The organism is Ornithinimicrobium sp., assembly GCF_051004135.1.
GTDB lineage: Bacteria > Actinomycetota > Actinomycetes > Actinomycetales > Dermatophilaceae > Ornithinicoccus.
Genome location: NZ_JBPCKQ010000063.1, coordinates 1 through 10,305, shown reverse-complemented (window position 1 = coordinate 10,305; position 10,305 = coordinate 1). Strand labels below are relative to the sequence as shown.

Below are 10,305 nucleotides of genomic sequence, written 5' to 3'. Positions count from 1 at the left end.
GCCCCGAGCAGGTCGGACAGGCGGCCGCCGAGGAGCAGGAGACCGCCGAACGCGACGACGTAGGCGTTGAAGACCCAGCTGAGGTTCTGCGGGTCGAAGCCGAGGTCCTGCTGCATCTCGGGCAGCGCCACCCCGATGATGGACGTGTCCATGATGACCATGAACTGAGCCGCGGCGATGAGCCCCAGCGCCAGCCAGCGCCGGTCGCCGGTCCTTTCCGCGGCGGGTGCGGTGGAAGACATGGGTTCCCTCTCTTTCAATGTTGAGCGGCGCGGTGATGCTGCCGATGCCGGAAGGTTGCACCGGGCGCCTGTCCTCCCCCTGTCCCGTTTCTGTCGCGACGGAACCCGCTGACTACGCATCTCGCACGGCGGTCGTGTGCCGAGGCGCCAGAGCGCAGCTCTGCCGACATACGTCCGTGGGCGGCCGTCTTCAGGTGGTGGCCGGTCACCGGAGGGCGCAGGCCGGGGACCACGAGGGTTGGGCGAAACTTCTGCGGCGGTACGGCCACTCCGACCACCCCGTCATCCGGTCAACACGGCATACCTGGCGGAGGTCGGGGAGGACTCCCACACCGCCGCACCCGCCGCGGTGCGTTGGCTGCGAGAGCACGGCGAGGGCCACGCGGCCGACCTCGTCGAGATCTCCGGCGTCGCCTCCTCACTCATGACGCTGCAGCGCTTCTCCGACCTCGAGAGGTTCGCCGCCACGATGGCGCAGCGGCACCACAACGGGGCGCCGACGCTGCGCTACTTCGCGCTCGGCATGCAGGGGTATGCCGCGCAGTACCAGGGCGGCCATGAGGAGGCGGCACGCTTCTTCGGCGCGGCAGAAGAGGAGACGGAGCTGCCCGCCGGCACCTACCGCGTGATCCAGGCCGTCCAGGCCCGGCTGACGTTCCAAGGGGGTGACAGGGTGGCCGGCTACCGGCTGCTGCGCGACAACATCGAGGTATTGCTCGACAGCGATTACACCGACGTCACCCGCATGGTGGCCGTCGAGTTCATCACCATGATGGCCGCCACCGACCACCTCGTCCACGCAGCGCAGGTCCTTCCCTACCTCGACACCACCGGTGACTTCGGCGTCCTCGTCCGCGCCCAGCTCCTCGCAGACATCACCCGCCGCATCGACGCCGCCGCCAGCACACACGAGCTTCACGCTTCATTCAGCGACGCCCGATCAGCCCTCACCTACATGAGGGACGTGCTGACCACCCTGAGCGACGCACCTGACACCAGTTTCTGACACCTGATATGGAGTGCTCACGGCGCAGCAGCCACACCGCCCACCATCGAGCGCGGGTGGACAGTCGGGAGCGCGGCACGGCCAGGTCACCATCGCGCTCGGTGAACGTTCCGACCGGCAGGCCAGCTCCGGGCAGGCCCACGTGCGCTTGCGCCACCGCAACGGCACCGGGCTGGTGAGCACGGCGCGTCGATCACTTCATGGACCCGGCGGCCGTGGCTGACCGCGACCACCCCGCACGCCGGGCACCCCATTGGCCCCGGCGGCGACTTAACCGCGACGACCAGGCCTGGCCCGTCATGCTCGACCGCGGTGACGGGGTACCCCTCCAGCCCCCTGCAACAAGATGTACGCTGAAAAGTCGTTGAAGTTGGCTGACGATGGAGTCCGGTGCGGGCTCGGCCCCTGCACTTCGCCCGCAGCTACTGCCGCAGGTAGGTCGTTAGGCCTGTCCCGATCACGTTGCTGCGCCGTCAGGGAGTGGCGGGTGGCGGAGTCGCTACCTGTTGACGCGCGCGCCAAGCGGACAGTGCCAACAGGGCCGCGGTCGGCGTCCAGATGGCCCGCTCCGGCCAGGAGGGCGAGATGCCGTTCATGACTACGCCGACGCCCATCAGGCCGGCGACCCCGGTGAGAAGCCGTCGGCGCATATGCACCGGCGTGCACGGGCTCACCACAGCCCAAGTCAGCCCGGAGTAGAGCAGCGTGGCAGCGGCGCTGACGACTCTGAGGTGGTCCGGCAGTACACCGGAATGCGCGCCCCCATAACTGGCGCGACCCCACGGGGCGCCTGTCGCGAGTGCCAGTTGGAAGAAGGCGAGCCCGCCCAGTCCGAAAGCGGTGACTCGACGTTCGAGCGAGGGCACGTGTCCTCCTGCAACTGTTCGATGCGATCGCAGCTCGTTCATGCGTTGGCGAAATCAACTGGTCGTCGCAACGGTGGGCTCTGATTGTGGCACGTGCTGGGCGTAGATCTCAGCAGGGCTCTTCCACCCGTGGCGCTTGCGTGGCCGGTTGTTGAGGCGGTCCTGCACGGCGCGGAGTTCCGGGGCGGTGTGCACGGACAGGTCGGTGCTCTTGGGGAAGTACTGACGCAGCAACCCGTTCGTGTTCTCGTTGCTCCCGCGCTGCCACGGGCTGCCGGGGTGGGCGAAGAACACCCCGTGCCCCAGGATGCTGGTGATGGTGGCGCGCGCGGCCATCTCCGCGCCCTGGTCCCAGGTCAGGGACTGGCGCATCACCGCCGGCATCCCGAGCATGGCCGCGGCCACCGCGGGGCACACCAGGGCCGCCGTGTGATCGGTGGGCAGGTGCACCAACTGGACGTACCCGCTGGTGCGCTCGACCAGCGTGGCGATCGCCGTGGCGTTGTAGGCCCCGGTGATCAGATCCCCTTCCCAGTCCCCGCCACGGCACGGTCCGCCACCTCGCCGGGACGGTCCTGGATGAGACGGCCCGGGTCGATGTACCGGGTAGCGCGCTTGTTCTTGGGCCGGCGAGGCTGACGCAACGTACGCCCCGTGCGCAGCCTCTTGGCCAGGTCCCGGCGCAGCGCCCCCCGGTGCGGCAGGTACAGGCCCTGATAGATCGTCTCGGCGCTGACCAGGTGCTCGCGGTGATGGGTGCGAAGGTAGCCACTGATCTGCTCCGGGCTCCACTCCAACTCCAGCTTGGCCTGGACGAAGTCGTGCAACCACACGTCAGCGGCCAGCTTGGAGCGTCGAGGCCGCTTCGCTTGCTGCTGGGCGTCCCGGTGTGCCTGCCCGGCGTCGTAGCTGTGCCGGACCACGGGGCGGGCAAGCTCCCTACTGATCGTGGAGGGGCTGCGACCCAACCGGGCAGCGATCCCCCGCACGCCGACACCCTGGCCGGTCAACGTCTGCACCCGCTCCCGCTCGAACAGCGACAGGTACCGACCGGCGACCGGTGCAGGCAGTGTCTCATCGCGGCGCCTGATGCCCCCGTTCTCCCGGCGCCACCGCAGCCCCGTCCGCCGTCCGATACCGACCTGACGGCACGCCTGCACCGTGCCCGCCCCAGAGGCCAGCAAGTCCCAGTACAACCGTTCCTTCTCCAGGTTCCGCTTGCGTCCCCGACGAGCCATCGCGTCACTCTCCATGAGGTCAGTGTTGCGACGATGACTAGAACCCAAGGTACATCTCTTGGGTCACTCGACATCGTCATCGGACTTCTTCTCGGGTACGCCTTCCACAACATCTTCCGCAAGCGGGACCGCGAACAGAACCAGCCAACCTGGCCCTCGACCTTGGCTGCCATGCGCAACCGTGACCGGGGACTGCCGGACGGTCGACCCCGTCGGTCGTGCTGGCCCTGCGGAACCCCGCCCGGGCGCCGCCCCGTGCCCCGGCGGATCGAGCTGCGCTGGGGTGAACAACCAGACCACCAGTTCCAGCATGTCCAGCGCACCAGCCTGCGTGAACTGGGACCTCTAGACCATGCGCATCCGCCCAAAGCGCGACTCCAGTTGAGGCAGCCAGCTGCGGTCGAAGGTCAGGCCGTACTGATCGCACAGCCCGTAGACGGCGTCGTCAGATGGCGCGGGTGACTGCTGGAGGAGCACAGCGAGCTCCTCGAAGAAGTCCTCGAAGCCGGCGGGTGAGATGGTCTCAAGGATCCGCGCAGGGTCCGGGCCTGGATTCCAGAAGGTGTGCAGGACATTCCTCGGCTTCCACACATACGAACCAGCGGAGGCTTCCACCTCTCGCTCCCCCACCCGCGCCCAGACAGTTCCTTCGAGCACGAACGACAGCTCATCCTCGTGCCGGTGGATGTGAGGCTCGACGATGATCCCGGGCGAGATGGGATGTTCGACCACGGCGAACGCGCCGCCAGTCCGCTCCCCCCTCACCTTGAAGTGCACACCGAGCCCACCAAGATCAACGAGTGCACCGTCATCCCTCGGGCCCACCGGTCTCCGCGGCGCGGACTGCCCCTGAATGTGTCGCGGTCGCTTGAAGCGGTCGTCGCGGTCCGGACCGCTGGCAGTAGCTCCGCTCCGTCGGGTGTCGGTGCCACCCTGGGAAGTCAGACGTTCGACACGAAATCCGGCGCGAGGTCAACGATGACGGCCGCGAGGTCACGCCGCTCGTGCGGCGGCGGCGGCCGGGCCGAGCTGGTACGCAGCTGGGCCGCCTCGGCGAGGAGGGTCGAGGCGAGCGCGCGGTCCCCGCGCTCGATGGCTAGCCGACAGAGGCCCTCCAGCGCGGTGCTGGTGAGCCCTGGCTCCCCGACCCGGCGGCTGAGCTCGAGCAGCTCGTCGTACCGCTCACCGGCAGCGGTCGCGTCACCCACAGCTTCGTCGCACCGGGCCAGGCCGGCCAGTGCGAGCCCCTCGGGCACCGGGGTGCCGAGCTCACCGAACCCGACGTATGCCTCGGAGAAACGGTCTCGGGCCAGGTCCCACTCGCCCCCGACCTGGGCGAGCAGCCCGTAGCCGTAGCAGGCGAGGACCGCGCCTGCGCCGTCACCGACGTGCTCCGACGCGGCGCTCGCCCGGTCGAAGAGCCCCCGGGCGGCCTCTTCGTCGCCGAGGTGGAGCTGGGCGACCGCGAGGTCGGCCAACGCCCACTGCACAGTGTTGAACAGGCCAGCCCCGGCCGCGACGTCGATCGCCTCCTCGAGTACCCGCGACCCTTCCTCGTAGCGGCCGAACTGTCGCAGACCCCAACCGAGGTGGTACAGGATCGCCGACAGGCCCCACGGATCGTCGAGTCGCAGGAACGTCGCAGCGGTTGCGCGCCCGATCGGGACGGCGGCGGTCTCGTCGCCGTTCTTCAGGGCGGTCTCCATGCGTACGAAGCCGACGACCCCATCGCCCCATGCGTCGCCGTCGGTTGCGAACTGTGCTTCGGCGGCCTGCAGCAAGTCCTCAGCCTGGTCACGGTCCTGGCCGGTGACCCCCTCGACGGCCAGCAGGACGCGCGACAGGGCGGCGCGGGAATCGTCCCCGAGGTCCTCGAAGATCGCCAGGCTCTCCCGGGCAGTCTCGGCGCAGCGCGGGCTGGGATGCACCAGGCACGCGCGCGGACGCTCCACCAAGGAGACCGCCTGGAGGGCGCGGGCCCGCGAAGACGGGCTGCCGTTGCCCAATTCCAGCAGGCGGGACAAGACCTCCCGACCCTCCAGGTGGCGCCCGAGATGCCAGAAGAGCCCGAGGGCACCAGCTGTCTCGAGCGCCGAGTCGAGATCCCCATTTGGCCGACCCAGCCACGCGAGCGCGGCCCTGATGTTGGGTTGCTCCTCGCGCAACCGTTGGAACGTCTCACGCTGGTCGTGGCCGCGCAAGTGCGGTTCGGCGTCGCGGACGACGTCACGGAAGTACTCCGCGTGCCGTTGGGTCACGGCCTCGTGCTCACCAGTGGCGAGCAGCTGCTCGGCGGCGTACTGGCGTAAGGTGTCGAGCATCCGGTAGCGGGTCGATGCCCCTCGCTCGACCCCCACCATGGAGCGCTCGACCAGACGGCCGATGATGTCGAGCACCTCTCCCACCGGGAGACTCGCGTCGCTGACGACGGCTTCGGCGGCGGTGAGACTCCATCCTCCTTGGAAGACGGCGAGCCGGTTGAACACCCGTTGCTCCCGCTCGGTGAGCAACGCATAGCTCCAGTCGACCGTCGCACGGAGCGTCTGCTGCCGTGCCTCGGCGGTCCGCGCACCGGTGGTGAGCAGCGCGAACCGCTGGTCCAGACGGCCAGCAATCTCGACGGGTGACATCGTCGCGACACGAACACCAGCAAGCTCCAGCGCGAGCGGGATGCCGTCGAGAGCGCGGCTGATGCGACCAATCGCGGCGAGGTCGTCGTCTCCGAAGAGCGTCCCTGGCCGGACCGACCTGGCCCGTTCGACGAAGAGCTGCGCGGCCGGGTACACCAGCACGCTGCCGACGGGCGTGCCGTCCGGCGGCGTTTCCGGGGGGCCCACGGGCACCTGCACTTCGTCGGGGACCGCGAGTGCTTCACGGCTGGTCGCCAGGATCGTCACCTCCGGGCACCGCCCCAGGATCTCGTCGATGAGGCCGGCAGCAGCGTCGATGACGTGCTCGCAGTTGTCGACCAGCAGCAGAAGCCGGCGTCTCACCAGGTAGGAGACCACTCGCTCGCGTACGTCGCGGTCCCCCACCGCACCGTCCAGAGGCACCCCCAGAGCGTCGGCCACGGCCAGTGGCACCTGGTCGCCGGTGTCGACAGAGGCAAGGCGGACCCCGAATGCCCCGTCGGGGAAGGCATCGGAGGTTCGCACCACGGCCGCGAGAGCCAAGGAGGTCTTACCCGCACCGCCGGGGCCGATCAACGACAACAGGCGAGCGCCGTGGACAAGCTCCACCAGGGAGTCGAGCTGGGCATCACGGCCGATCAGCGGACGCACCACCGTCGGCAGGTTCGTGGGTGAGGTGGCACTTGCCTCGGCCCGACGCCGGGTGCCGGACACCGCCACTGACGCTAGGGTCAGGTCGGGTTGTGAGCCCAGCGCCTCGTCCTGGCGCAGCACCCGTTCGTGCAGGGACCGCAACGTCAGAGAGGGCTCGAGGCCCAAGGACTCGTCTAGCACTTCGCGGGTGCGCCGGTATGCCTCGAGCGCCTCCGCCTGTCGGCCACTGCGGTACAGGGCCACCATGAGCAGGCCGGTGAGCGACTCGAGGGTCGGATCGTGTGCGACCAGGGGCTCGAGATCCGCGACGACCTCCCCCTGGCGGCCGAGTGCCAGCGCGATCTGAGCACGCTCCGTGAGCGCGGTCAGCCTGAGCTCGGCGAATCGGGCGGCCTCGATGGTGGTCCACTGCTCGGTTGCGAAGTCACTGAGTGCGTCGCCGCGCCACAAGGCCAGAGCTTCGTCGTACGCCTCGAGGGAGTCGGCGCCGGCCGGATCAGCCGCGGTGTGTCCCCGCGCCTCCCGCACGCGTGCAACGAAGTCGACGGCGTCGACAGAGCGGGGATCGACGTTGGCGCGATAGCCCATGCCTTCGCGGGTGACCATCTCAGGCACACCGATCGCCCTCAGGCTGCGCCGCAGCTTCGAGACCCGGATCTGCAGAGCATTCATCGGATCGACCGGGAGGGACGATTCCGACCAGAGTCGGTCGACCAGCATGGTCGCCGGAATCGTCCGGCCGGGTGAGAGCAGGAGCTGGACCAAGACCGCGCGCTCGGCAGCGCCGGGCATCGCCACAGGGCGCCCTTCGACCAGGATCTCCATCGGACCCAGCAACCTGAAGCGCACGTCCATGGCTCTCTCCTCGCCACCCTCGGGTCATGGTGTCGTAGCGGCGGGACTAGAGCGATGACCCGACGGTCCCTACATGAAACCACGCCCGACAGACGGGGTGGACGCCGCCGGTGCGTGTGCTCAGCCGGCCAGCGAGTAGACGGCCTCCTCAACGGCGGCGGGGACCTGCTCTTCGGTCGGGCTGGTCTGAGGGAGTGCGGACCTGGCCCGGGGCCAGGTCGACGTCCACCTCGGACACACCCGGGACGGCACCGAGCTGGGCGCTGACGGAGCCGACGCAGTGGCCGCAGGTCATGCCAGCGACGGGTAGGGTCTCTGCGGTGCTGCACATAGGGCTTGTTCCTTGCGGTTCTGAGGGCCGGAAATGCTGGCCCGAGTTGTTGCTCGGCGACCGGGTGTCCGCCGAGGACTTGTCGATCGGATCCCAGGTCAAGCGACCGCCTCGGACGTCTCCTGGACTGCCGCGTCAGGCGTCTGGGGGCGCAGCCAGGCCACCGAAAAAAGGGGCGCCCATCGCGGCGATGCGCGCGGCACCAAGCGGTCCGGCCGAGAAGTCGGGACAACCTCACCCGGCAGGGCTGCGTGTGTCTATGCCACGACTGCCTGGTGGGCCACGATGGGGGTCGGGTTGGCGCAGGGTGCGTGCGTCTGGGTGCAGACGCAGAACAGCGCTCCACACGGGCAGGTGATGGGTTGTCCCCATGCCGCGCTGACCAACGATCGGACCAGGAGCACGGACCCGACTCCGGCAAGTCCCGCACCGAGACAGGCCGCGGCGAAAGTCGTGGTGTCCGAGCCGGCGAGCAGAGGTCCGACGTACAGGGCGGCCGCGGCGGCGACGCCCTGCACCACCTGGAATCGTCCGACGTACTCGGCTGCATCGGCCATGGGCACCGCAGCCGTGATCAGCGCACCGGGAACGATGATGATCAGCAACTCCCCCAGTGTCCAGACCAGGGTCGGCACCAGGGAGTCCGGCCAGAGCGCCTGAGCGGCGATGCCCACGGCCATCGCGACAGTCCCCCCGACCGTGGCCGCCGATGCTCCTGCCCACTTCAAGAGTGGCAACGTCAACGGCTGGGCCAGGACGAGGACAACGGCGTTGACCAGGACCATCTGTCGGTACGCATCGGGTGGCATGGCGACTGCGAGTCCGCCGAAGGCCTGGAACATGAGCACGGTTGCCGGGACGAACGCGAGCATCAGCAGTCTGGTGTCTCGTCGCGCACGGTGGGCGTCCGCGGCCGTCGGTGCCTGCGAATCGGGTACGCCTGGAAGCGAGCCGGCCCGGCCGAGGGATGAAGGCAACAGCCAGCTCAGCAGGAAGGCGGCGCCCGTGGTGAGAGCCTGCACCGCGAAGAGAGCCCGCAGGGGTACGCCCGAGGCGCCGGCGGCCGCACTGGCTATCGCCCCAAGATTGGCGGCCCAGAAGATAGCGCCGAAGGCGTGCGACCTGACGTTGGCATCATCGATTGCTGGATCCGTTTGCGAAGCGGCTTGAGCGGTAGCAAGAACGCTTGGGACAGCTGCGTGGACTGCGGAGCGCCACGCGCCGGAGCTTGCACCGTAGACCGCCGCAGCCGCCGCACCAGTCGCTAGCGAGTCAGCGCTAGCCAGAGCTGCCACGGCCACCGCGGAACCGAGCAGGCCCCATCGGATCACTGCGCTCATTCCGAAGCGGTGGACCAACCTGCCCTCGCCCCAGTAGGTCAACGTCGATGCAAGCTGTTGGACAACCAGCACCACCGCGGTGCCGCCGGCGCTCGCTCCGACCTCCTGCAGCAGGAGCAGTGGAAGGAACGCTTCGACGAACTGTGCCGCGCGCGCGACCAGCACAACCCACCAGGCTCGCCAGAACACTGCTGGCAGAGGCCGTCCGCCCCGTTTCACCCCAACGCTCCGCTCCACCGTACGAAAGCGAGGGCTCGGTGTGCAGCGCCGCGGAGACTCGTCACCCGCCGGTGCGTTGCGTCCACTTCGCGCTCCTCACCTCAGGACGGTAAAGCCCGGCACGATCCGCACGACGAGCACGTCGAAATCGGGCGCACCCTGTCGCCGTTGAGCATGCCACCCACGTCAGCAGCTCGCGACAGAAGCTGACGCGACTCCGGACGGAGCGGGTTTGAGCTCGGCTCGTCCAAGCGGGCTGGGAGGCTGGTGAGTGGTGGCCAGCCTCCCAGCTACGCTGCGACGGGCGCCTCAAGAGTTGGCGTTGCCAGGGCCGGTTCTGAGGGGTTCAGGCCGCGTCTTCGGCGTGGTGGTGCGATGTGTGCGCACTCGGCTCGTGTTGATGGCCGCTATTTTCATGCTGATGAGAGGCTGGCTGAGTGTGGTGGTCGAGCTCGCCACCTGTTCGGTAGGTCAGTAGTGCCACCGCGAGTCCGGCGGTGGTCATCAGACCACCGATCCAGTTTACCGACGCGAAGCCGAACCCGGAGTCGATCGCGGCTCCTCCGAGGTAGATCCCGATGGCGCTTCCCAGCGTGAATGCGGAGATGTTAGCGGCGCTGGCTACGTCCGGTGCGTGCCCGGCAGCCGCCATCACACGCAGTTGCAAAGGCGCTACGACTGCGAAGGCTGCGGCGCCGAAGACGAACATCATGATGACCGTCGCCAGCTGGCTGTGAATCGCGGCGGTCATCGTGAATAGTGCAATCGCGAGCACTCCGAGACTCACGAGCACAGCGGCACGCAGGTTTCGATCGGCGAACTTCCCACCGAGATAGTTGCCCGCGAAGAGCCCGGCACCGAAAAGCAACAGCAGGGGTGTGATCCAGACTTCGTTGAATCCTGTGACGTCGGTCAGCTGTGGTG

General features: G+C 68.6%; 6 protein-coding genes and 2 pseudogenes. 1 reads left to right on the top strand and 7 read right to left on the bottom strand.

Annotated elements, in window-relative coordinates:
- Positions 1-242: MFS transporter (locus tag ACR2FV_RS03575; protein ID WP_434014325.1), on the bottom strand; the 242-nt coding region annotated here is incomplete at its 3' end.
- 238 nt (positions 243-480) lie between these two features.
- On the opposite strand from ACR2FV_RS03575, the gene ACR2FV_RS03570 reads away from it, so the two are divergent.
- Positions 481-1,248 (top strand): hypothetical protein, encoded by a 768-nt coding sequence (locus ACR2FV_RS03570; protein WP_434014324.1) that lies wholly within the window; start codon positions 481-483, stop codon positions 1,246-1,248.
- Between the two features lie 920 nt (positions 1,249-2,168).
- On the opposite strand, the pseudogene ACR2FV_RS03565 reads toward ACR2FV_RS03570, so the two are convergent.
- The 6 genes and pseudogenes from ACR2FV_RS03565 to ACR2FV_RS03540 form a co-directional block, all read right to left on the bottom strand.
- Positions 2,169-3,352 (bottom strand): annotated as a pseudogene (locus tag ACR2FV_RS03565) (IS30 family transposase).
- Positions 3,353-3,697: 345 nt separating this feature from the next.
- Entirely contained in the window at positions 3,698-4,129 is a 432-nt protein-coding gene (locus ACR2FV_RS03560; RefSeq protein WP_434014323.1) for a cupin domain-containing protein, read from the bottom strand.
- A 164-nt stretch (positions 4,130-4,293) separates the two neighbouring features.
- Positions 4,294-7,491, bottom strand: a complete 3,198-nt coding sequence (locus tag ACR2FV_RS03555; protein WP_434014322.1) for an AfsR/SARP family transcriptional regulator — start codon at positions 7,489-7,491, stop codon at positions 4,294-4,296.
- A 148-nt stretch (positions 7,492-7,639) separates the two neighbouring features.
- Positions 7,640-7,786: a heavy-metal-associated domain-containing protein gene (locus ACR2FV_RS03550; RefSeq protein WP_434014326.1), complete on the bottom strand. Its 147-nt coding sequence runs from the start codon at positions 7,784-7,786 to the stop codon at positions 7,640-7,642.
- 293 nt (positions 7,787-8,079) lie between these two features.
- Positions 8,080-9,327, bottom strand: coding sequence for a hypothetical protein (locus tag ACR2FV_RS03545; protein ID WP_434014321.1), 1,248 nt, complete (start codon positions 9,325-9,327; stop codon positions 8,080-8,082).
- A gap of 400 nt (positions 9,328-9,727) precedes the next feature.
- Positions 9,728-10,305: pseudogene (locus tag ACR2FV_RS03540) on the bottom strand (hypothetical protein); the annotation flags it as partial.